The organism is Bradyrhizobium monzae, assembly GCF_021458635.1.
Classification (GTDB): domain Bacteria; phylum Pseudomonadota; class Alphaproteobacteria; order Rhizobiales; family Xanthobacteraceae; genus Bradyrhizobium.
The window spans coordinates 206,401-226,573 of sequence record NZ_JAIRDQ010000010.1 but is presented as its reverse complement, the minus strand read 5'-3'; the positions used below and the strand labels follow the sequence as shown (position 1 = coordinate 226,573).

The window sequence follows — 20,173 nt, the reverse complement described above, 5'->3', positions numbered from 1 at the left end:
GTCTTTCGGTGATGCGGCGATTTAGCTCCGGACCTGGCTTCCTGTGAATTTGGCTACCATTTCCGGAGGGAATGGTGCCGATTTCAGCTTGTCGGGGTTAACGGGATCGCGGCCGACCAGGACGCGGGTCTCAAAACCTTCGATGGCGAGCGCCTCGCCCTTGTAGACATTGTGCTTCACCTCGAAGCTCGAGCGCTTGATGCTCTCGATCTTCGTTTCGATGGTGATCCAATCGCCATAGGTCGAGGGGATGTAGAACTTGGACCGCGTGTCGACCATGGGGATGCCCACCAGGCCGTATTTGCGGACCAGATCCTGCTTGGAGAATCCGGCGACCTCGAACAGGGTCGAGGTCGAATCGTCGAACATCGCGAAATAGCGCGGGTAGTAGACGATGTTGGCGGGGTCACAGTCGCCCCACTGGATCTGGACGTCGCGCCGGTTCACGAACATGCGGGGCTCTTACTTCGGCGCCATGCGCAGCGAGCCGTCGAGGCGCACCACTTCGCCGTTGAGGTAGGAGTTCTCGACCATGTGCAGCGCGAGCGCGGCGAATTCGTCGGCGTGGCCGAGCCGGCGCGGGAAGGGGATCGCGGCGGCGAGCGAATCCTGGGCTTCCTGCGGCAGGTTCGCGAGCAGCGGCGTCAGGAACAGGCCGGGCGCGATCGTCAGGACGCGCACGCCGAACTGGGCCAGCTCGCGCGCGATCGGGAGCGTCATGCCGACGATGCCGCCCTTGGAGGCCGAATAGGCCGACTGGCCGATCTGGCCGTCATAGGCGGCAACGGAGGCCGTGTTGATGATGACGCCGCGCTCGCCGCTCGCCTGCGGCTCGAGCTTGGACATCTCGGTCGCGGCGAGGCGCAGCATGTTGAAGGTGCCGATCAGATTGACCTTGATCACCTTGTCGAAATCGGCGAGCGCCATCGGACCGTCACGGCCGACCACGCGCTTCGCCACGCCGATGCCGGCGCAATTGACCAGCACGCGGGCCGGGCCATGGGCCTTGGTCGCCTGAGCGATCGCGGCTTCAGCGGAGGCCGCGTCGGAGACGTCGCAGGTCACGGCCACGCCCTTGATCTCGGCGGCAACGGTTTCCGCAAGCTTGGTATTGAGATCGCACACTGCGACCTTGGCGCCCTGTGCCGCCAGCTTTCGCGCGGTGGCGGCGCCCAGTCCCGATGCGCCGCCGGTGACGATGGCTGCCTGATCCTTCAACAACATGGCGTTCTCCTTCGATGAATTCTTAGCCAACCGATATCACACGGTCCGATGGATTGGCAGCGTAGAGCTCCTCGATCAGCGCGCCGCGATGCTCGAGCACCGCGCGCTGGTTGATCGAGCCCTTGTCGGTGACCTCGCCCTTGTCGATCGACAGCGGCGAATCGAGCAGGATCGCACGCGTGATCCGCGTCGAGGAGCCGGTGGCCGAAGAGAGGAAGCGGGTCAGGCGCTCACGGAAGGCTTCGCGCACCAGCCGGTCGCGGGCGGTGACGGTGAGACTGTCGGCGGGCAGCGTCGGGTTGATCAGCCGGCAGCCGTCGAGATCGAGCAGCACCAGCGCGGAGACCTCGTCGCGGTTGATGCCGGCGATGACGACGTCACGCACCAGCGGCGCGCAAGCCGCGACGAAGCGCGCGCGGAGCGGACCGACGCTGACCCAGGTGCCGCTCGCAAGCTTGAAATCTTCGCTGACGCGGCCGTCGAAATCGAAGCCGGCGTTGAGATTGTCGGGATCGGCGGGCTTGAGCGCGTCGCCCAACTTGTAAAATCCTTCCTCGTCGAAGGATTTTGCGGTGATGTCGGGCTGGCGCCAGTAGCCGGGCATCACATTCGGGCCCTTGGCGCGAACTTCCATCTTGCCGTTGTTCGGCACCAGCTTGGCGTCGTTGCCCGACACGGGAAGGCCGACATGACCGGAACGGCTGGTGCGCGGATTGACCGACATGAAGAACGGCGCGGTCTCGGTTGCGCCGAGGCCCGTGAGCATCGGCACGCGATAGCCTTTTTCCTTCACCGCGAGTTCGTCGAGGCTGTTCCAGACGAAGGGCGACAGCGCCGCGCCCGAGAAGAACATCGCATGCAGCCGGTCGAAGAACTTTGCACGAAGACCCTGGTCGTCGCGCAAATAGGGCAGCAACGATTCGTAGCCCTTGGGCACGTTGAAATAGACCGTTGGCGAAATCTCCTGGAGATTGCGCACCGTCTCCTCGATGCCGCCCGGCATTGGCTTGCCGGCGTCGAGATACATCGAGCCGCCGTTGTAGAGCGTCAGCCCGATATTGTGGTTGCCGCCAAAGGTGTGATTCCAGGGCAACCAGTCGATGATGACGGGCGGCTCGTCCTTGAGAAAGGCGAGCGTCTCGCGCAGCATGACCTGGTTGGCGCAGATCATGCGCTGGGTGTTGATGACGGCCTTGGGATTGCCGGTCGAGCCCGACGTCAGCAGGAATTTTGCGATCGTGTCGGGGCCTATTTTGCCATGCACGGCGTCGAGGTCGCTGCGGATCGGCGTTGCCATGAGGTCGGCGAGCAAGGTGACGTCGCGGCCCGGCACGCTGCCATAGGATGCGGCGATCTCGGTGCCGAGTGAGACATTGGCGGCAAGCGCGTCCGCGAACTTGCCGGCGTCCTCGGCGAAGACGAGGCCGGGCGTCAGCAGCTTCATCAGGTAGGAGAGCTTGCCGTAATCCTTCGAGACCAGCGAATAGGCCGGCGATACCGGACAGAACGGAATGCCCGCATAGAGCGCGCCGAACGCCAGCAGCGCATGGTCGATCGAATTGCCGGAGAGGATGACGATCGGCCGCTCGGCCGACAGGCCGCGCTGGATCAGGCCGGAGGCAATGTGCCGGCTCGCGGTGAGCAGCTCGGCATAGGTGATCTTGCGCCAGCCGCGACCGCCGTCGCGTTCCGCCATGAACACGCGATCCGGCGTCGTCGTCGCCCAGTGATGCAGGCGGTCGGTGATGCGGACGGGATAATCGCCGAGCGGCTGCTTCGGCCGTAGATAGATTGTGCCGTCGGCGCGACGCTCGATGTCGATGACGGGATCGCCGAACGAGATCGGCCGCAGCGGAGAATTGCTCTCGCCGCGCTCTGTGCTGGAAGAGGACGGCTTCGCACTCATGACTTCGGCTTTACCTTGGCGGTCTTGTGCTCGAGGAATTCGCGGATCCTGCGTTTTGCCTCTTTGTCGCTTTGCGCGACGGTGGCCATCAGCGATTCCATCAACAAGCCGGTCTGTGGATTGGCCTCCGCGATCATCGGCAGCGCCTGGAGCACGGCGAAATTCGTCAGCGGCGCGTTGGAGGCGATCTTGGTCGCGAGCTCCAGCGCCTTGGTGAGGCCATTGCCGGCTTCGGTGACATATTGCGCAAAGCCGTAAGACGCGCCCTCGGTCGCGCTATAGACGCGGCCCGTCAGCATCATGTCCATCATGCGCGCGACCCCGATCAGCCGCGGCAGCCGCACCGAGCCGCCGCCGCCGACGAAGATGCCGCGCTGCCCCTCAGGCAGCGCGAAATAGGCCGTGGGTTCGGCGACGCGAATGTGGGCGGAGCAGGCAAGCTCGAGCCCGCCGCCGATCACCGCGCCCTTCAGCGCCGCGATCACGGGCACGCGGCTGTACTGGATGCGGTCGAACACCCGGTGCCACATTTGAGAATGGAGGAGCCCGCCCGTGGCGTCGTGATCCTGAAGTTCGGAGAGGTCGAGTCCACTGGAGAAATGATCGCCGATGCCGTGAATGACGACCGCGCCGATGTCCTCGGGCAGGGACGCAAAGCATTCGCCGATTTCGAGGATGATGCCGTCGTTGAGCGCATTGCGCTTGGCCGGCCGGTTCAGACCCACGGTCAGAACCCGGTCCACCCGCTCGATCCTCAGCAGCCCGGAGGCGCCCGCGTCAGCGGTCTCGGCGTTTCCCTGTGTCATTTGCGTCCTTATCAGAATAGTTATGTTGTATAACGAATTCTGGAGGAGTCAAGGAGGGGACGGTGGGGTCCCTGAGGATGGAGCAAGTCAGGTGGGTAAGATCCTTGCCCCAAAGCCGGTGTCGTCCCTGCGCAGGCCATGCCTTCGCAGGGACGACGGCGGAGTGTGTGGTCACACCACCTGATGCACGTCGATCACGACGCGATCCGCATGCCGCGCGGCCGAGCCGACGAAGATGTGCTCCATCAGCCAGCGATACTTCTCGTGCCCCGTCTCGAACTTCGGGATCGTCCGGAAATAGATCAGCTTTGGATCGACCGGCTCGCCGCGCTTGAGCTTTTGCAAGAGCTCGACCGGGCCGAAGCGCATGCCCTTGTTCTCGACATAGACGACGGCGCCGTCGTCGGCCTCGAAGGCGTATTTGGCTTCGAGGTCGATCAGCTCGTTGGGGCGGATGGTCTGGAAGTCGGCGCCGAATGGCAGCACCTTGCCGGTGATCGTTCCCTTCACCTCGCCGCCGATGATCGGGATGATGCGGCGGACGCCGATGCCGGTCTCGCCGGCGGTGATGACGTCGCCGATCTCAGCGGTGATGGTGAACACGTATTTTGTCTCGAGCGTCGGTGTGGTCATCAGTCGCCTCCAATGTAGCGCGCCAACGACGCGCTGCTCTTCCTTCTCCCCTTGTGGAAGAAGGTGGCATAGGCGGCCTTCGGCCGCCGTTCTCAGGAACGCCGAAGCGAAGCTTCGGCTATGGCGCCGGATGAGCGGGTTGCTTCAGCGAACTGCGGCAGCTCTACGTGCGGAGAGAGACCCCTCACCCGTCTCGCCGCTGTGCGGCGAGCCACCCTCTCCCACAAGGTGAGAGGGGAAGACAGCGTGGCGTAAGGCAGGCAACCGTATCACGCTCCTCAATGCGCCATCATGCGCGTCGGCAACCAGGTCGCCAGCAACGGGAACGCGATCAAAATCACCAGACGCACCAGGTCGGTCGCCACGAACGGGATCACGCCCTTGAAGATGGTGGAGAAGGAGACGTCCTTCACCACGCTTTTGATGACAAAGACGTTCATGCCGACCGGCGGATGGATCAGGCCGAGCTCGACGGTCATGACGATGATGACGCCGAACCAGATCGGATCAAAACCAAGATGCGTGATCACGGGAAAGATGATCGGCACGGTCAAAATGATCATCGCCATGGCATCCATCAGGCAGCCGAGCACGAGATACATCATCATGATCAGCGCCAGCACGCCGTAGGGGCCCAAGCCCAGGCCGGTGAGGAACTCCGTGACCTTTTGCGGCGTCTGCGTCACCGTCAGGAAATAGCCGAAGATCAGCGCACCGATCAGCACGGTGAACACCGCAGCCGCGGTGCGCGTCGCCTGCAGCAGCGAGGCCAGCACCTTCTCACGGTCGAGCCGCCCCGTAACCACGCCGATGATGAAGGCGCCGGCAGCGCCGACGCCGCCGGCCTCCGTCGGCGTGAAGCGCGGCAGGAACGGCAGGCCGTAAAGGCCGCCGATCACGAATACGAACAGCAGCACCGGCGCCCAGATATCCTTCAGGCCGGCGAAGCGCTCGCGCCACGGCAGCACCTTGCCCTTGGGCAGGAAATCGGGGCGGAAATAGCCGATCAGAAAGATCGTGATCATGTACATGGTCATCGCGAGCAGGCCCGGAATGATGCCGGCGATGAAGAGTTTTCCGATGTCCTGCTCGGTGATGATGCCGTAGACAGCAAGCACGGTGGAGGGCGGCAGCATCGCACCCAGCGTGCCGCCGGCCGCAATCACGCCAGTCGCAAAGGATTGTGGATAGCCGAAACGGCGCATCTCGGGATAGGCGACAGCGGAGAAGGTCGCGGCTGTTGCCACTGACGAGCCGCAGATCGCGGCAAAGCCGCCGCAGGCGCCGACCGTGGCAATGCCGAGGCCGCCGCGCAAGTGCCCGACAAAACCGTTCGCGGCGCGGAACAACTCGCGGCTCATGCCGGAATTGCTGACGAAGGAGCCCATCAGCAGAAACATCGGGATGACGCCAAAGGTGTAGTCGGTGACCGTGCGCATCGAGGTCTGGCCGACCAGCTTCAGCGCCGGCGTTGCGCCGACCAGATAGGAGAAGCCGGAGACGCCGACGAGGCCCATCGCCATGCCGACGGGCACGCGCAGCAGCATCAGCGCGAACAGGGAAACGAAGCCGAGAACGGCGACGGCATCGGTGCTCATGATTACTCCGTCGCTTTCAGCTTGGGGTCGTGCATCTCTTCGGGATGGAAGATCAGGCGGTAAGTGCGGATCGCGATCAGCAGCACGGCCGAGACGTCGCCGATCCAGGCGATCGCGAAGAACGGCCAGGTCGGCATATGCATGTCGAAAGTCTGGACGTTGTCGTTGTAGGTGCCGCGCACCTTGTCGAACAGCGTCCAGGTCTGCACGGTGACGACGAACAGCAGCACCAGCGTCGCGAACACGTCGATCCAGCGCTGATAGCGCGGCCCGACATTGCCCCAGACCAGGTCGACCGTGATGTGGGTGCCGCGATATGAGGTCGCGGCGATGCCCCAGAAGATGAGGATGCCGAGCAGCATGCGGCCGATGTCGAAGCTATCGGGAATCGAATAGTTCAGCGTGTTGCGCAGCAGCACCGACAGGAAAATGTCGAGCGCGACGATGCCGACGAAGGCGGCCGCGATCCATTCGATCGAGTCGATGACGCGATCCATCCAGCGCTTCATGGGCGGAGGGTCCTCAGATTTGCAGGAAAGCGGCGGCGGGAGGGATTCCCGCTGCCGCTTCTGTTTCGGTGAAAACTACTCCGCCAGCGCGTTGTATTTCTTTAGCGACGCCTTCAGTTCCGCCAGCGCGGCGTCGGCATCGGCGCCGGCCTTCCTGGCGCCATCGCCCCAGGTCTTGACCAGCGGCTCGGCCGCCTTCTTCCAGGCGGCGGTCTGGTCCGGCGTCAGCTTGTAGACCTCGTGACCTTCTTCCGCCTTCACCTTGTCGATGCCGGCATCCTCGAACTTGCCCCAGTGCTCGCCGACCACGCCGGCCATTTCGGTCGAGCAATTCTTGTCGATCGCGGCCTTCTGCTTGTCGGACATCGAATCGTACTTGTCCTTGTTCATCACGAACACGAAGGTCGTGGTGTAGAGCGGCGCCTCCATGTGGTACTTCGTGACCTTGTCGATGCCAAACAGCACCAGCGAGCCCCAGGGGAAGGTGACGCCGTCGGCAACGCCGCGCTCGATGATGTCGCGCACTTCAGGCGCCGAGGACTGCACGTTGGTGCCGCCGAGCGCGGTGACGAAATTCGCCATGGTGGCGTGGGCCGGGCGGATCTTCATCCCCTTCACGTCCTCCGGCATCACGATCTTCTTGGTGCGGGAGTGGAAGGAGGAGGGCGAGTGGACGAAGGCGAGGCAGTATTTGACGTCCTTCATCTCCTTCGCGGCATATTTGCGATACCAGGCGTCAAGGCCCTCCGAGCCGCCCTTGGCGTCGGAGATCAGGAACGGCAATTCGCCGGCACCGATGATCGGAAAGCGGCCGGGCTGGTAGCCGGGATTGACGTAGGTGACGTCGGCGATGCCGTCGCGGGCCATGTCGTAGTGATCGAAGGCCTTGCCGAGCTGCTGCGCCGGAAACACCTTGCCCGTGATGGTGCCGCCGGAATCCTTGTTCACGGCGGCCACCCAGTCTTCCAGGGATTTCTGCAGCGGGTGCGAAGCCGGCACCCAGTGCGAGACCTTCAGGTCGATGGTCTTGTCCTGCGCCAACGCAGGCGTCACGCTTGCTGCCAGCAGCAAAGCCAGACAGGCTTTCCTCATCACGTGTCTCTCCCTCTTTGTGACGGCGGGCTTCGATGGCCCGGTCTCGTTAGTTAACATGTTATCTAATTAGCCGGCGCGTTCAAGCCGGAACCGGTGCGTCATCTACGTCAGCGATGTTGCATGGATTTGTCGCTGCCCGGCGACCAGCCTCCCCTTTTGCCCAACCGTTATATGATATAATTATCGCGCGCGGACGACCGCGACAAGCGAGCCGCGACGAAAGCCTACAGGATCGGGAGGAGCAAGTATTGCGGACAAAAGTCGCAATCATCGGGGCCGGGCCGGCAGGATTGTTGCTTGGGCAACTTCTGCACAAATACGGCATCGATAATTTCATTCTGGAGCGGCAGAGCCCGGATTACGTGCTCGGGCGCATTCGCGCCGGCCTGCTGGAGGAAGGAACGGTTGGGCTGCTTGATCAGATCGGCGCCGGTGCGCGGGCGCATGCCGAAGGGCTGGTGCATGAAGGCATCGAGCTCGCCTTCGCCGGCCGCCGTCATCGCATCGACATGAAGGGCGCGACCGGCAAGACGGTCATGATCTACGGCCAGACCGAGGTCACCCTCGATCTGATGAATTCGCGCGAGGCTGCCGGACTCACGACCGTCTACGAGGCCAAGGATGTGCAGCCGCACGATTTCGACGGCAGTCACCCGCGCGTAACCTGGGTCAAGGACGGCGTTACCCACACGCTCGATTGCGACTTCATCGCCGGCTGCGACGGCTTTCACGGGATCAGCCGCGCCAGCGTTCCGGCCTCGGCGATCGAGGAGTTCGAGCGGATCTATCCCTTCGGCTGGCTCGGCATTTTGTCCGAGACGCCGCCGGTCAGCCACGAACTGATCTATTCCAACCACGCCCGCGGCTTTGCGCTCTGCACCATGCGCTCGATGAAGCGCAGCCGACACTACGTGCAGTGCTCGCTCGACGACCATGTCGATCAGTGGCCGGACGACCGCTTTTGGGACGAACTGAAGCGCCGCCTTGACCAGGAAGCAGCCGACAGTCTCATCACCGGCCCCTCGATCGAGAAGAGCATCGCGCCCTTGCGCAGCTTCGTCGCCGAGCCGATGCGCTTCGGCAAGATGTTCCTGTGCGGCGATGCCGCCCACATCGTGCCGCCGACCGGGGCCAAGGGGCTGAACCTGGCTGCAAGCGACGCCCATTATCTGTCGAGCGCGTTTCGCGAATTCTACGACGAGAAATCCAGCGCCGGCATCGATGCTTATTCCGCCAAGGCGCTTGCGCGCGTCTGGAAGGCCGTGCGCTTCTCGTGGTGGATGACCTCGATGCTGCACAAATTCCCTGACAACGGCAGCATCGGCGCGCGCATCCAGGTTGCCGAGCTCGACTACGTCACGCAGTCGCAGGCTGCGATGACGTCGCTGTCGGAGAATTACGTGGGATTGCCGTTCTGAGGGCGGCGGAGTCGGTGCCGTAGGGTGGGCAAAGGCGCGGAGCGCAGTGCCCACCATCTCTCCACCATTGAGAAAGTTGGGGCATGCTTCGCTTTGCTCACCCGGCTCTGTCGTTGCGGCGCGCCGCGTTTCAAACACCTGCGCAAATCCCGTTTAAAACTTTGTAATTGATGCATCTGTCGCGTCCGTCGCGTTCAATGGCGAAAATCATTGCGACGGACCCGAACAGACATGACCAACACCGACATTCCTGACGGCTTCGAGCCGTTGTCTCGCAAGAGCCCGATGACCGAACCCTGGGAGCCGCTCTACGCGAAGAGAACCGAGAGGGCCGTCGTCATTGGCCTGCGGCTGGCACGACCGCACACCAATGGCCGTGGCTTGATCCATGGCGGTCTGATCACCGCGCTCGCCGACAACGCCATGGGCTACAGCTGCGCCCAGGTGACGAACTGGACCACGTCGTTCGTGACGGTCTCGCTCTCGATCGATTTCGTCGGCTCGGCCGAGATCGGGCAATGGTGTGCGATCGAGAGCGACGTGATCAAGACCGGCAAGACGATCTGCTTCGCGCAGAGTCTGATCAAGGCCGACGGTGCCGTGATCGCGCGTGCGAGCGGCACGTTTCGCGTGGTGCCGAAGCCTACCCAAACTTCCACTCCGCCGTCTCCGCCACGAGATCGATGAACGCGCGCACCTTGGCCGAGAGCAGGCGCGAGGTCGGGTAGACGATGTGGATCGGCAGCGTCGGCTGCTCGTATTTCGCCAGCAGGATTTTCAGCCGCCCGCGCTTCAGGCCCTCGGCGGCCTGATAGGCCAGCACGCGCGTGATGCCGCCGCCGGCCTCGGCATATTGCAGGGCGGCGTCGGCGCTGTTGCTGGTGAAGCGGGGAGACGGCACCACCTCGATCTCGCGGCCGTCCTGCGCGAAGCGCCACGCCGTCGTGGGACCGAACAGGATGGTCTGATGCTCGGCCAGCGCCTCCGGTGTCTTTGGCTCGCCGTGGCGTTTCAGATAGCCCGGCGTGGCCACCGTGATCCTCCGCATCTCGCCGACCTGGCGCGCGACCAGCGAGGAGTCGGCGAGGTGGCCGATCCGCACGGCGGCGTCGACTGCGTCCTCCACGAGGTTGACGAGGTTGTCCGATAGCCTGAGTTCGCAAGCCACTTCCGGATAGCGCTTGAGATAGTCGGTCATGACCGGGCCGACATGCAGCCGGCCGAAGCCGACCGGGGCCGACACCACCAGGCGTCCGCTGGGCCGGTTGCGCTCCTCCCGCGCCGACCCGTCGGCCTCCTCGACATCGGCGAGGATCCGCCGGGCGCGTTCCAGATAGCGCGTGCCGACGTCGGTCAATCTCACCTGCCGCGTGGTCCGCTGCAGCAGCCGCGCGCCGAGATGCTCTTCAAGTGCAGCAATCAGCCGTGTTACCGCGGACGGCGACAGCCGCAGTTTTCGTGCCGCCGGGGCAAAGCCGCGCAGATCGGCGACGGTGACGAAGACGTGCATGGCTTCGAGGCGGTCCATGGACGTTATTGCATATATTGCAACGATGAAGTGTCAAGCGGGCTGATTGTTTTGATCGGTGGAAGGTCCATTTTAGGTGCCGAAGACGCAGAGATGCGCCGGAATTTTCAGGAGATGTTCCGATGACAGCAATTCATACCTATGCCAGCGACGTGGCCTTTACCCCCGCGGTGAAGGCCATCCAGGCGCGCAAGGGCTCCCGCGAAGCCTATGGCCGCGTCGAGCAGCGCGGCTGGCGCACCGAGGTCGATGAAAACCTCGAAGCCTTCCTCGCGGATGCCAACAGCTTCTATTTCGCCACCGCTTCGGCCGACGGCCAGCCCTATATCCAGCATCGCGGCGGCCCAAAGGGGTTTCTCGAGGTGCTGGACAAGCAGACGCTCGCCTTCGCCGATTATGCCGGCAACCAGCAATATCTGACCCAGGGCAACCTCTCGGAGAACCCCAAGGCCTATATCTTCCTGATGGATTACGCCCATCGACGCCGAGTGAAGATCTGGGGTGAGGCGCGGGTGGTCGAGGACGACGATGCGCTGACGGACGCGCTGATGCCGAAGGGCTATCGTGCCCGGCCCGAGCAGGTGATCGTGTTCAAGATCGCGGCCTGGGACACCAACTGCCCGCAGCACATTCCGCAGAAGTTCGACGCCGCGGATGTGGCGGCGGCGCTGGCTGCGAGGGACCAGCGGATCGCGGAGCTCGAGGCGCAGGTCGCGGCGCTAAAGGGGCAGGCAACGGCAGAGACGAGCTAATCGTCGACATCGTCCTGCGTGCGGCCGAACAGGTGCACGATGCCCGGCGTCGCGATCGTGACGAACACGAAGCGCGAGAGGTGATGGGCGCCGACGAAGATCGGGTCGATGTGGAGCGTCAGCGCCAGCGCCAGCATGGCGTCCATCGCGCCGGGCGCGTAGGCGACGACGACGTCGGAGATCTTCACCTCCGTCGTGAGCGCGACGATGCCGACGAAGATGGCGGAGACGGCGATGGCGACCGCGAACGAGCCCAGCGCGGCGTTGATGTGGCCGGCCAGCGTCTTGATCCGCATCCGGGCAAAGCGACTGCCGATCAGCGCGCCGATGCCGACCAGCGCGACGCCGCGCACCCAGTTCGGCAAGCCGCCCTCGACCCAGCCCGCGCCATGCAGCACGCTGGAGGCGATCATCGCGCCGAACATCCAGCTCGCGGGAAACTTGATCAGCCGCAGCACGAGCGATGCCGCCAGCGAAGCCGCAACCAGCTCCAGGAGATCGAGCGGTGAGGCAATCGTCGTCGTCAGCGAGGGCGCGATAGAGGGCGCGACGCCCGCGATCGCCAGCACCATCGGCAGCGCGGCAGTCAGGATGATCACGCGCACGGTCTGGACCACTGCGATGCCGGGCAGGTCGGCGCCGCGCTCGACCGCCAAGATCGTGATCTGCGACAGCGCGCCGGGGCTGCCGGCGAGGAAAGCCGAGGTGCGGTCCCAGCCATGGATGCGCTGGAGGTAATAGCTCGAGCCGAAGGTCGAGCAGAAGGTGGCGAGCGCCAACAGCCCGATGGTCAGCGGATAGGCGCTGACCTGCTGGATCAGATGGCGCGAAACCACGGAGCCCAGGGAAATGCCGAGCAACACCAGCACGGTCTGGGTCAGGAGCGGAGGCACCGCAAGCTGGCGTCCGGCAATCGCGGCGATCCCGACCGCGATCATCGAGCCCGAGATCAACCCGCCCGGAAGGCCCGCAGCCAGGAACGCCAACCCGCCGGCCGCGCCGATGACGAGCGTCTCCGCAGTGCTCAAAACCTTGGCACGGCTCAGCCATTCAAACGGACGGGAGGCGGTGATTTGCTTCACACCGCCTTATCGCAAATTGGCGAGAGGCGCACAATTGCGGCTACGTCATGCCGCAATGCGCGCGCCCTCGCCAAAAACGCGGGAAGAATTGTGACCGATTTACTTCTTGTCGGCGGCGGCCGGAGCAGCCATTCCGCCCTTGGCGGTCTTGATGCAATCGGAGCGGAATTTCTTGCGCTCCTTGCCATGCAGGCCCTTGGCGTCCGCCTGCTTGGAGCATTCGAGCGACTCGGCCGAGTGCTCCTTCGGTGCCTTCTTGTCGGTGGTGGCGGCAGCATCAGTCTTGGCGGCCGGCGCGGCGGTCTGCGCGAAGGCGGTGCCGGTGGCGAACAGGGAGGCGATCGCAACGACGGCGAGACGGGAGGCGAGGGTCATGATGTGGCTCTTCTTGCGAGAGTTGCGGAGGGACGCGAACGTCGGCCCGCCTTGCTGAACGCCACATGAATAATCCTGAACGGTGCGATCACTATATTTTGGCGCCGAGCGGCATCACTTCCTTGTCGGATGTTTCCAGCACGCTAGGATAGCAGTCCTCGTTTTGCTTTCCTGAGGGAGACCAAGGATGACCATTCAAGCCAAATTGTTGTGTGCAGTTGCGGTGTCGGGATTTGCCGCGCTGATGGTGAGTGCGCCGGCGCAGGCGCTGACGTCGCAGGAGTGCAGCGCAAAATATCAGGCCGCCAAGAAGGACGGCTCGCTCGGCACCATGAAGTGGAATGACTTCCGCAAGGCCCAGTGCGGCGCCGATGCAACGCCCGCCGCCGCTCCGACCGCGGCCGCCCCGGCTGCGCCTCCGCCTGCTGCCGAGCCGAAGCAGGCCAAGAAGGAGACAGCCCCCGCAGCTGCCCCGGCCCCGACGATGCCGATGGGCAACGCCGTCTTCCCGAACGCGGTCGATGCGAAATATGCCAAGGAGAGCGCCGGCAAGGCTCGCCTTCATACCTGCGTCGACCAGTACAACGCCAACAAGACCACCAACGGCAATGGCGGCATGAAGTGGATCGAGAAGGGCGGCGGCTATTACAGCGAATGCAACAAGAAGCTGAAGGGCGCCGCCTGAGCTTTAAGATGACACCGAGGCCGGAGCAACGCTCCGGCCTCTTTGCTTAATCCAGCAATTTCTCGGCCGATTTCGCCACGAGCTGCGACCGCTTGCGCGGGCCGCGCTCGACGAACAAGAGACTCTGGCCGAAGATGAAGCAATAGAACAGGAAGGCCTGCGCCTCGGCCTCTTCGGCCCCGAGGCCGGTCGCGCGATAGAGCTCGGCAACGTGCTTGAGCCGCGCCGCATCCACGCTCGCCACCGCCGCCGCGGCGCTCTCGTCGGAGCGCGCCCACTGCCGGATCGCGAGCTCGATCGCCATGCCCTCGGGATTGAGCCGCTCCGAATAGAGCTGGATCACCGCCCTCAGCCGCTCGCGGGGCTCTTGCCCGTCCAGGCTGGTCTGCTGTGCGATTGAGGCCGAGCGTCCCTCGCGCCAGTGCACCAGCATGGCCTCGAGCAGCGCGGCGCGATCGGCGAAGCGGCGGTAGAAGCCGCCCTTGGTGACGCCGAGATTCTTGGCGAGCACTTCGACTCGCACCCCCTCGACACCAGCGCGGGCGAGCTCGGTAAACCCTGCCTCGACCCAGACATCGCCCCTGCCGTCGTTCATGAAGGAAGCCTCACCGGTTCTTGATACGGTGCCGTATTGCTAACGCGTCTCATGCTTGATACGCTACCGTATCAAGATCAAAAGACAGACGGGCAGCAAATGGCGATGGAGCGGGAGGCGACCTATCGCGGCACGGTTTACCCGTGGCAGTGCGATCATGTCGGTCGTATGAACATCATGTGGTATGTCGGCAAATTCCGGGAGACCGCGCTCAAATATCTTGCCGAACCGGTCGAGGCCTGAGCCATGGCTGCGTTCGAGCCGAAGAACCCGGGCTACCGTGCGGCGGCCATCGCTATGTTCGAGGGACAGCCGGCGATGCGCACGCTTGGCATCGTAATCGTCCGCCTCGCGCCGGGCGAGGTCGAGCTGGCCATGCTGCACTCAGCTGAATTCACGCAGCAGAACGGTTTTATCCATGCCGGCATCATCACCGCCGGGCTCGACAACGCCTGCGGTGTCGCCGCTTTCACGCTGATGCCGTCCGAGGCCGATATCCTCACGGTCGAGTTCAAGACCACGCTGCTCGCTCCCGCCCGGGGCGAACGTTTTGTGTTCAAGGCCGAGGTGGTCAAGCCCGGCCGTACGTTGACCTTCTGCGAGGCGAAGGCGTTCGCCGAGCACCAGGGCAAGACCGCGCTGATCGCGACGATGACCGGAACGCTGATGGCGATGCTGCCCCGCGTTGCGGCCCGCGCGTAGCGCAGCAATTGACAGGCCTCGTGGCGCATCCCTTGATGCGTCATGCTTGCGAGTCTCAGCCTCATCCTGCTCTGCCAATTGATCGGCGAGGCCGTGGTCCTGGGCATCGGCCTGCCATTGACCTCGTTCCTGGTCCCCCTGGTGGTCACGCTGCTGGTGCGATGACATCGCCCTCGCGACACTCTATATGGAGCGTAACACTTCCCGGTCCTGAGCCGTAATTGCGGTGATGGGACCGAAACGGGACGAGATATGGCTGGATTCAGGACTAAGGGCCTTGGGCCGACGCGCCGCGCGGCGCTGACGCTGATCGGGGCAGGCGCCATCGCGGCCGGCGGTATGACCTTGGCGCAGGCGGCCACCGGTGATGACGAAGTGCTCACCGAAGCCAAGGTGCTGCGCGATCCCGATGTCCCCGTTGCCGGCAATCCTGATGGCAACATCAGCATCATCGAGTGGTCCGATTACAACTGTCCCTATTGCCGCAAGCTCGAGCCCGAGCTGCGCCAGGTCATTCAGGACGACGGCAAGGTGAGGCTGGTTTTGAAGGACTGGCCGATCCTCGGGCCCGTCTCCGTAACGGCCGCCCGGATTGCGCTCGCGGCGAAGTATCAGGACAAATACCACAAGGCCCACGACGCCATGATGGGCGTCAGCTCGCGCCTGACGGAGTCGCGCGTCAACGAGTTGCTGGCAGCTGCCGGCGTCGACATGGACCGACTCAAGAGCGACCTCACCGCGCACGGCAAGGACATCGACGGTATCCTCAAGCGTAACAACGAGCAGGCCGAAGCCTTCGGCTTCCGCGGCACGCCGTCCTTCATCGTTGGCAAGTACCGCGTGCCCGGTGTGCTCAGCATGGCCGAGTTCGAGCAGGTCATCGCCGACGCCCGCAAGGCCAAGATGAACTGAGCTAGGCTGATCGCAGCCACGACAAAGGCGCCGCCGCGGATGCGACGGCGCCTTGTTTATGTCTGGTCGATCGCGATTACTTGGACGAGATGCGGACCCAGTCCCTGTGCGCGCGGTCTTGCAGCGCATTCCAGTCGGCCTTGGCGACATCCCAGTTCACGATGGTGCGATTGGCAGTCGCGACCTCTCCATTGGCGACGGACGACGTCTGCATGGAATCGTAGACATACACGCCGCAGCCGAGCAGCAGCGCACCCAAAATCATTCCGAACAAAGTCTGCATAGCGAACCTCCGGTGACGGGCGGATAACGTCGGCCCGGAATGATGGTTCCGCGGCACGACGGCGCAGCTAAGGACGACTCGTTCATCCCTCATTCAGCCATTGCAGCAGCTCGGTGTTGATCTCGCGCGGATAAGTGTGGCTGAGATCGTCGATCTCGCGGTATGTGACATTGGCGCCCGCGGCGGTGAGTGCCGCTTGCGTCTGCCGTGCGGTCTGCACTGGAAACATCCAGTCAAGCTTGCCGTGGGTGATGAAGATCGGCAGGCCCTGCAGTCGCGTGGCGTCGGCCATCTCGGCCATCAGCGGATGGAAGGTCGCCGAGACTGGTGCGAGATGTGTGAAGGGCGAGGCGTGATCCAGCCCGCTGACATAGCTGAAGGTGCCGCCATCGCTCATGCCGGTCAGCAGCATCCGTGAGGCATCGATCGACCAGCGGCCGCGCACGGTTTCGAGGATCCGCATCAGGTTGGGCGTGTCGGTGTCGTCGCCCATCAGCGCCCAGGTCTGGCCAGTTGCGGTCGGCGCCACCAGAATCGCGCCAAGGCTGCGGGCATCGCGCAGCCAGCTCCACAGAAAGCCACGCCCGTTGCCGTTGCCGCCATGCAGCGCCATCGCCAGAGGCCAGGTGCGATCGGCCGTGTAATATTCGGGCACATAGACCGAGAAGCCGCCGCGGCTGGCGGGTTCGTTGTGATCGTGAAAGACGCCGGTGTTCTCGCTGGTACCGGCCTCCAGCCGCGCCAGCAGATCGTCATTGCCGCGACTGGCGGTGTTGAGGAAGAAGTTGCTCACCGGCGGAAACTGGGTCGATAAAGGATACAGCGCTTCCTGCGCGCGGGGCAGATGGCGAAGCGCACGGAAGACAGCGACAAGATCGCCATTGCCGCGCTCGACGTCGCGGATGCCGGCGAAAGCGGCGAGTGTCTCGTTGCAGGCGCGATCGAGCCGGTCTCGCAGTCCGGCGAATTGCTCCGGCCATTCTCCAATCGCTGCATGTGCCGACTGAAGCGCATCGTCCGGCGCGCCGATGGCATTCATCACCGTAGCGAAGGCCGGCGGATGCAAATGCCGGGCGAAGTAGCCGAGCGCTTCCAGCGCATTGAGCAGCGGCGGCAGCACGGCTACGATGTCGTCAACGACGGCCTCGGTCATCGCCGCTTCCTTTGGCTGGGTCAGTGCAGCTTCGGCGCTTTCAGAAGCTTGAAGCGGTCGGTCGAGGTCACCGTGACGTCGAAGGTGACGCCTTCATGATGCACGGTGAGCGGCACGTCGACGCCGGCGGCGCCGAGGCCCCACATCTTCTTGTAGAACTCCGTCTGGCTCGTGACCTTGTCGCCATCCACGGCAAGAATGACGTCGCCGGTCTTGAGTTCCGCGCGCGCGGCGGGACCGTTGGCGGAGATTCCGATGACCACCACGCGGTTGTCGATCTCGGTCGAATAGAGTCCGAGCCACGGGCGCGCCGGCTTGTTGACGCGGCCGAACTTGCGGAGATCGTCGAGGATCGGCGTCAACAGGTCGATCGGCACGATCATGTTGACGTGCTCAGCCTTGCCGTCGCGTTCTCGCTCGAGTTGGAGCGAGCCGATGCCGATCAGTTCGCCGCGCTCGTTGATCAGTCCCGTGCCGCCCCAGTTCGGATGGGCGGGATAGGTGAACAAGGCCTCGTCGAGCAGATACTCCCAGTAGCCGGCGAATTCCTGCTTGGCGACGATCTGGCTCGCGACCGATCGCGTGCGGCCTCCGGCGCCACCGACGACGACGCGATCGCCAAGCCGGGTCTGCGCCGACGAGCCGAGCGGCAGCGGTTCGATGTCGAGCGGGCCGAGCGCCTGCACCAGGCCGAAGCCGGTGACGGCATCGAAGCCGAGCACATGTCCCTCCACAACGCGCCCATCGCCGAGGTGAAGCCAAACAGATTCCGCTTCGGTAATGAGATAGCCGATGGTGAGCACCAGCCCGTCGTCGATGACGACGCCGTTACCGGCGCGCTCGGTGCCTAGCGTTTCGGCGCTGAAGGCGTCCGGCGGGATGATGGCGTGCAGGCCGACGACGGAGGCGAGAGCACGGTCGAGATCGAAGCCGTAATCGCTCGCTCGCGGCTGATTGGCCGGCGGTACTCTCCATTCGGTCAAGGCGGCCATCGAGTTCTCCTGGCTGAGAGCATCGCTCCGCCATGGCTGCGGAACGGCGCGCGAAGCAAGCATAATTTAGGCCGGAGGAGGCCGTCTTGAAAGACTTGACCGCAACTATTCAGAAGTCGCACCGCCGATTTCCGAACATGACAGGAATTGTTCGCCTGAAGTCGGTCGGCAGCTGCCCAATCCGGCATCGGTCGCATGGCTGGTGTCCCGCGAGATGCTAGGCGGGGTTCAATGAAGCTGCTAACCATTGCGGCTTCGCTTGACCAAGAGATCACGGACCAAACCATGGACAATCGCAGCGACATCTGGCGTGGCATCGACACGATCAAGGGACGTTTCATCGACCTTAGCGACAAGGTTTGGGGGATGCCCGAAGTCTGCTACACCGAGGCGCGTTCCGCCGCCGAGCATCTCACTGAGCTGCGCCACCAGGGTTTCCGCATCACCGAGAAAGTGGCGGGCATTCCGACCGCTGTGATGGGCGAATGGGGCGAGGGCGGTCCGGTCATCGCCTTCATGGGTGAATATGACGCGCTGCCGGGCCTGAGCCAGGAGGCTGGTGTTGCCGAGCACCGTCCGGTCGAGACCGGCGGTCACGGTCACGGCTGTGGCCACAATCTGCTCGGTTCCGCGGCGCTCCTCGCCGCCACGGCCGTCAAGGACTGGCTCGCCGAGAACAAGGTCCCGGGTCGCGTGCGCTATTACGGCTGCCCGGCGGAAGAGGGCGGCGCGGCCAAGGCCTTCATGGTGCGCTCCGGCGCATTCGAGGACGCCGATATCGCCATCACCTGGCATCCGCATAGCTTCTGGGAAGTTGCGGTGACGCCGTCGCTCGCCAACACCCGCGCCGACTTCATCTTCACCGGCCGCACCTCGCACGCGGCGGCTTCGCCCCATCTCGGCCGCTCCGCGCTCGACGCAGTGGAGCTGATGAATGTTGGCGTGAACTATATGCGCGAGCACATGCCGAGCGACGCACGCGTGCATTACGCGCTGCTCGACACCGGTGGCATTGCGCCCAACGTGGTGCAGGCCCATGCCCGCGTGCGCTATTCCATTCGCGCCCGTGATCTCCCCGGCATGAACGAGCTGGTCGGGCGCGTCAGCAAGATTGCAGAGGGCGCGGCCTTGATGACCGAGACCAAGGTCGAGATGAAGATCATCTCCGCGGTCTCCAACATCCTGCCGAACACGCCGCTGGAGCAGGCGCTGCATCGGGTCATGGAGGAGCTTGGACCGCCGCATTTCGACGACGCCGACAAGGGCTTTGCCAGCCAGATTCGCGGCACGCTGACCGACAAGGACATCGCGTCGGTCTACTACGCGATCGGCATGGAGCCGACCGATCGGCCGCTGGCCGACTTCCTGGTGCCGCTCGACGCCAAGCGTAACCCGCTGGTGGGGTCGACCGATGTGGGCGACGTGAGCTGGGTGGTGCCGACCGTGCAGGTTCACGCACCGACGGTTGCAATCGGTACGCCATTCCACACCTGGCAGGTGGTGGCGCAGGGCAAGAGCCCGCATGCCCACAAGGCGATGGTGCAGGCGGCCAAGGCGATGGCCGGCCTTGGCATCAAGGCGTTGACAGAACCGGAACTGATCAAGGCCGCGAAGGCTGACCTCACGAAGCGGACGACCAAGACGCCTTATATCTGCCCGCTGCCGGACCATGTTGCGCCGCCGCTCGATATGTCCGTGGCGTAGAATTCGATCTCGATACTTCGTCTGATCTGGAGAACAAATTTTCCGCAGTGCAACTTGGTTTCCGGCGGATTTTGACGCGGGAATGCCGAACCGTTGGGCTGCGGAAGGTAGTTTTGCTCAACAGACAGCCAGAAGACCGTTTGCACACACACGGTCGCAGTTGACGCGCGGCCTATTCAGTGTGCCATCTACCGCCAGCCAAAACCCGGCGGCCGTCCCGC

24 protein-coding genes are annotated in these 20,173 nt (G+C 64.0%); 9 read left to right on the top strand and 15 right to left on the bottom strand.

Translation table 11 applies throughout. The features are described from left to right. Positions 1-21 precede the first annotated feature (21 nt). The 8 genes from K3F49_RS30420 to K3F49_RS30385 all read right to left on the bottom strand — a co-directional run bounded on the left by K3F49_RS30420 (position 22) and on the right by K3F49_RS30385 (position 7,768). The gene (locus tag K3F49_RS30420; RefSeq protein ID WP_234684580.1) at positions 22-453 is read right to left on the bottom strand and encodes an acyl-CoA thioesterase; all 432 of its coding nucleotides are present in this window, start codon (positions 451-453) and stop codon (positions 22-24) included. A 9-nt stretch (positions 454-462) separates the two neighbouring features. Further along, positions 463-1,224: an SDR family NAD(P)-dependent oxidoreductase gene (locus tag K3F49_RS30415; RefSeq protein WP_234684579.1), complete on the bottom strand. Its 762-nt coding sequence runs from the start codon at positions 1,222-1,224 to the stop codon at positions 463-465. Positions 1,225-1,246: 22 nt separating this feature from the next. After that, positions 1,247-3,130 (bottom strand): feruloyl-CoA synthase, encoded by a 1,884-nt coding sequence (locus K3F49_RS30410; RefSeq protein ID WP_234684578.1) that lies wholly within the window; start codon positions 3,128-3,130, stop codon positions 1,247-1,249. After that, a complete protein-coding gene (locus K3F49_RS30405) occupies positions 3,127-3,936 on the bottom strand; it encodes a crotonase/enoyl-CoA hydratase family protein (protein ID WP_148749780.1) in 810 nt (269 codons plus the stop codon). Before K3F49_RS30405 ends, K3F49_RS30410 begins: the two co-directional genes overlap by 4 nt. A gap of 171 nt (positions 3,937-4,107) precedes the next feature. After that, complete coding sequence (locus tag K3F49_RS30400) at positions 4,108-4,569, bottom strand: DUF3237 domain-containing protein (RefSeq protein ID WP_234684577.1); 462 nt, start codon at positions 4,567-4,569, stop codon at positions 4,108-4,110. Positions 4,570-4,847: 278 nt separating this feature from the next. Beyond that, the gene (locus tag K3F49_RS30395) at positions 4,848-6,167 is read right to left on the bottom strand and encodes a TRAP transporter large permease (RefSeq protein ID WP_234684576.1); all 1,320 of its coding nucleotides are present in this window, start codon (positions 6,165-6,167) and stop codon (positions 4,848-4,850) included. A 2-nt stretch (positions 6,168-6,169) separates the two neighbouring features. Next, positions 6,170-6,676: a TRAP transporter small permease gene (locus K3F49_RS30390; RefSeq protein ID WP_234684575.1), complete on the bottom strand. Its 507-nt coding sequence runs from the start codon at positions 6,674-6,676 to the stop codon at positions 6,170-6,172. A gap of 75 nt (positions 6,677-6,751) precedes the next feature. Then, positions 6,752-7,768, bottom strand: a complete 1,017-nt coding sequence (locus K3F49_RS30385; RefSeq protein WP_234684574.1) for a TRAP transporter substrate-binding protein — start codon at positions 7,766-7,768, stop codon at positions 6,752-6,754. Positions 7,769-8,019: 251 nt separating this feature from the next. Between K3F49_RS30385 and pobA the strand changes: the two genes are divergently transcribed. Together pobA and K3F49_RS30375 are read left to right on the top strand one after the other, a co-directional pair. Next, complete coding sequence (pobA, locus tag K3F49_RS30380) at positions 8,020-9,189, top strand: 4-hydroxybenzoate 3-monooxygenase (RefSeq protein WP_234684573.1); 1,170 nt, start codon at positions 8,020-8,022, stop codon at positions 9,187-9,189. Positions 9,190-9,420: 231 nt separating this feature from the next. Further along, entirely contained in the window at positions 9,421-9,876 is a 456-nt protein-coding gene (locus K3F49_RS30375) for a PaaI family thioesterase (protein WP_234684572.1), read from the top strand. Here the strand turns inward: K3F49_RS30375 and K3F49_RS30370 are convergent. Next, on the bottom strand, positions 9,833-10,717 hold the full coding sequence (locus K3F49_RS30370) for a LysR family transcriptional regulator (protein ID WP_234684571.1): 885 nt from the start codon (positions 10,715-10,717) through the stop codon (positions 9,833-9,835). The genes K3F49_RS30375 and K3F49_RS30370 overlap by 44 nt on opposite strands. A gap of 122 nt (positions 10,718-10,839) precedes the next feature. Here K3F49_RS30370 and K3F49_RS30365 point away from each other — a divergent pair, with 122 nt between their 5' ends. Continuing rightward, positions 10,840-11,469, top strand: a complete 630-nt coding sequence (locus K3F49_RS30365) for a pyridoxamine 5'-phosphate oxidase family protein (protein ID WP_234684570.1) — start codon at positions 10,840-10,842, stop codon at positions 11,467-11,469. On the opposite strand, the gene K3F49_RS30360 is transcribed toward K3F49_RS30365, so the two are convergent. Both K3F49_RS30360 and K3F49_RS30355 read right to left on the bottom strand, forming a co-directional pair. Further along, positions 11,466-12,551, bottom strand: a complete 1,086-nt coding sequence (locus K3F49_RS30360) for an AbrB family transcriptional regulator (RefSeq protein WP_234684569.1) — start codon at positions 12,549-12,551, stop codon at positions 11,466-11,468. The genes K3F49_RS30365 and K3F49_RS30360 overlap by 4 nt on opposite strands. Before the next feature lie 99 nt (positions 12,552-12,650). Beyond that, positions 12,651-12,926 carry a PsiF family protein gene (locus K3F49_RS30355; protein WP_234684568.1) on the bottom strand — a complete coding sequence of 92 codons (276 nt, stop codon included), beginning with the start codon at positions 12,924-12,926 and terminating at the stop codon, positions 12,651-12,653. A 187-nt stretch (positions 12,927-13,113) separates the two neighbouring features. Between K3F49_RS30355 and K3F49_RS30350 the strand changes: the two genes are divergently transcribed. After that, on the top strand, positions 13,114-13,611 hold the full coding sequence (locus K3F49_RS30350) for a hypothetical protein (protein WP_234684567.1): 498 nt from the start codon (positions 13,114-13,116) through the stop codon (positions 13,609-13,611). A 46-nt stretch (positions 13,612-13,657) separates the two neighbouring features. On the opposite strand, the gene K3F49_RS30345 is transcribed toward K3F49_RS30350, so the two are convergent. Then, entirely contained in the window at positions 13,658-14,206 is a 549-nt protein-coding gene (locus tag K3F49_RS30345) for a TetR/AcrR family transcriptional regulator (RefSeq protein WP_234684566.1), read from the bottom strand. A 99-nt stretch (positions 14,207-14,305) separates the two neighbouring features. On the opposite strand from K3F49_RS30345, the gene K3F49_RS30340 reads away from it, so the two are divergent. The 4 genes from K3F49_RS30340 (at position 14,306) to K3F49_RS30330 (ending at position 15,820) form a co-directional block, all read left to right on the top strand. Continuing rightward, positions 14,306-14,449, top strand: coding sequence for a hypothetical protein (locus K3F49_RS30340; RefSeq protein ID WP_234684565.1), 144 nt, complete (start codon positions 14,306-14,308; stop codon positions 14,447-14,449). 3 nt (positions 14,450-14,452) lie between these two features. After that, positions 14,453-14,908: a PaaI family thioesterase gene (locus tag K3F49_RS30335; RefSeq protein WP_234684564.1), complete on the top strand. Its 456-nt coding sequence runs from the start codon at positions 14,453-14,455 to the stop codon at positions 14,906-14,908. Positions 14,909-14,950: 42 nt separating this feature from the next. Beyond that, positions 14,951-15,073, top strand: a complete 123-nt coding sequence (locus K3F49_RS39260) for a hypothetical protein (RefSeq protein WP_276575430.1) — start codon at positions 14,951-14,953, stop codon at positions 15,071-15,073. A gap of 87 nt (positions 15,074-15,160) precedes the next feature. After that, positions 15,161-15,820, top strand: a complete 660-nt coding sequence (locus tag K3F49_RS30330; protein ID WP_234684563.1) for a DsbA family protein — start codon at positions 15,161-15,163, stop codon at positions 15,818-15,820. 76 nt (positions 15,821-15,896) lie between these two features. Here the strand turns inward: K3F49_RS30330 and K3F49_RS30325 are convergent, their stop codons facing one another. The 3 genes from K3F49_RS30325 to K3F49_RS30315 all read right to left on the bottom strand — a co-directional run bounded on the left by K3F49_RS30325 (position 15,897) and on the right by K3F49_RS30315 (position 18,248). Next, the gene (locus tag K3F49_RS30325) at positions 15,897-16,103 is read right to left on the bottom strand and encodes a hypothetical protein (RefSeq protein WP_234684562.1); all 207 of its coding nucleotides are present in this window, start codon (positions 16,101-16,103) and stop codon (positions 15,897-15,899) included. A gap of 82 nt (positions 16,104-16,185) precedes the next feature. Continuing rightward, complete coding sequence (locus K3F49_RS30320; protein WP_234684561.1) at positions 16,186-17,256, bottom strand: carboxylesterase family protein; 1,071 nt, start codon at positions 17,254-17,256, stop codon at positions 16,186-16,188. Positions 17,257-17,276: 20 nt separating this feature from the next. Then, positions 17,277-18,248, bottom strand: a complete 972-nt coding sequence (locus K3F49_RS30315) for a S1C family serine protease (protein WP_234684560.1) — start codon at positions 18,246-18,248, stop codon at positions 17,277-17,279. 285 nt (positions 18,249-18,533) lie between these two features. Here K3F49_RS30315 and K3F49_RS30310 point away from each other — a divergent pair, with 285 nt between their 5' ends. Next, on the top strand, positions 18,534-19,952 hold the full coding sequence (locus K3F49_RS30310; protein WP_234684559.1) for a M20 family metallopeptidase: 1,419 nt from the start codon (positions 18,534-18,536) through the stop codon (positions 19,950-19,952). Positions 19,953-20,173 lie beyond the last annotated feature (221 nt).

Excerpts from the sequence above, each read along its gene's own strand:
- K3F49_RS30320 (WP_234684561.1), bottom strand. The coding sequence starts at position 17,256 with ATGACCGAGGCCGTCGTTGACGACATCGTAGCCGTGCTGCCGCCGCTG.
- K3F49_RS30340 (WP_234684565.1), top strand. The coding sequence starts at position 14,306 with ATGGCGATGGAGCGGGAGGCGACCTATCGCGGCACGGTTTACCCGTGG.
- K3F49_RS30365 (WP_234684570.1), top strand. The coding sequence starts at position 10,840 with ATGACAGCAATTCATACCTATGCCAGCGACGTGGCCTTTACCCCCGCG.
- K3F49_RS30325 (WP_234684562.1), bottom strand. The coding sequence starts at position 16,103 with ATGCAGACTTTGTTCGGAATGATTTTGGGTGCGCTGCTGCTCGGCTGC.
- K3F49_RS30370 (WP_234684571.1), bottom strand. The coding sequence starts at position 10,717 with ATGGACCGCCTCGAAGCCATGCACGTCTTCGTCACCGTCGCCGATCTG.
- K3F49_RS30420 (WP_234684580.1), bottom strand. The coding sequence starts at position 453 with ATGTTCGTGAACCGGCGCGACGTCCAGATCCAGTGGGGCGACTGTGAC.
- K3F49_RS30390 (WP_234684575.1), bottom strand. The coding sequence starts at position 6,676 with ATGAAGCGCTGGATGGATCGCGTCATCGACTCGATCGAATGGATCGCG.
- K3F49_RS30310 (WP_234684559.1), top strand. The coding sequence starts at position 18,534 with ATGGACAATCGCAGCGACATCTGGCGTGGCATCGACACGATCAAGGGA.
- K3F49_RS30410 (WP_234684578.1), bottom strand. The coding sequence starts at position 3,130 with ATGAGTGCGAAGCCGTCCTCTTCCAGCACAGAGCGCGGCGAGAGCAAT.
- K3F49_RS30400 (WP_234684577.1), bottom strand. The coding sequence starts at position 4,569 with ATGACCACACCGACGCTCGAGACAAAATACGTGTTCACCATCACCGCT.
- K3F49_RS30405 (WP_148749780.1), bottom strand. The coding sequence starts at position 3,936 with ATGACACAGGGAAACGCCGAGACCGCTGACGCGGGCGCCTCCGGGCTG.
- K3F49_RS30330 (WP_234684563.1), top strand. The coding sequence starts at position 15,161 with ATGGCTGGATTCAGGACTAAGGGCCTTGGGCCGACGCGCCGCGCGGCG.
- K3F49_RS30415 (WP_234684579.1), bottom strand. The coding sequence starts at position 1,224 with ATGTTGTTGAAGGATCAGGCAGCCATCGTCACCGGCGGCGCATCGGGA.
- K3F49_RS30395 (WP_234684576.1), bottom strand. The coding sequence starts at position 6,167 with ATGAGCACCGATGCCGTCGCCGTTCTCGGCTTCGTTTCCCTGTTCGCG.
- K3F49_RS30345 (WP_234684566.1), bottom strand. The coding sequence starts at position 14,206 with ATGAACGACGGCAGGGGCGATGTCTGGGTCGAGGCAGGGTTTACCGAG.
- K3F49_RS30335 (WP_234684564.1), top strand. The coding sequence starts at position 14,453 with ATGGCTGCGTTCGAGCCGAAGAACCCGGGCTACCGTGCGGCGGCCATC.
- K3F49_RS30315 (WP_234684560.1), bottom strand. The coding sequence starts at position 18,248 with ATGGCCGCCTTGACCGAATGGAGAGTACCGCCGGCCAATCAGCCGCGA.
- K3F49_RS39260 (WP_276575430.1), top strand. The coding sequence starts at position 14,951 with ATGCTTGCGAGTCTCAGCCTCATCCTGCTCTGCCAATTGATCGGCGAG.
- K3F49_RS30350 (WP_234684567.1), top strand. The coding sequence starts at position 13,114 with ATGACCATTCAAGCCAAATTGTTGTGTGCAGTTGCGGTGTCGGGATTT.
- K3F49_RS30355 (WP_234684568.1), bottom strand. The coding sequence starts at position 12,926 with ATGACCCTCGCCTCCCGTCTCGCCGTCGTTGCGATCGCCTCCCTGTTC.
- K3F49_RS30375 (WP_234684572.1), top strand. The coding sequence starts at position 9,421 with ATGACCAACACCGACATTCCTGACGGCTTCGAGCCGTTGTCTCGCAAG.
- K3F49_RS30385 (WP_234684574.1), bottom strand. The coding sequence starts at position 7,768 with ATGAGGAAAGCCTGTCTGGCTTTGCTGCTGGCAGCAAGCGTGACGCCT.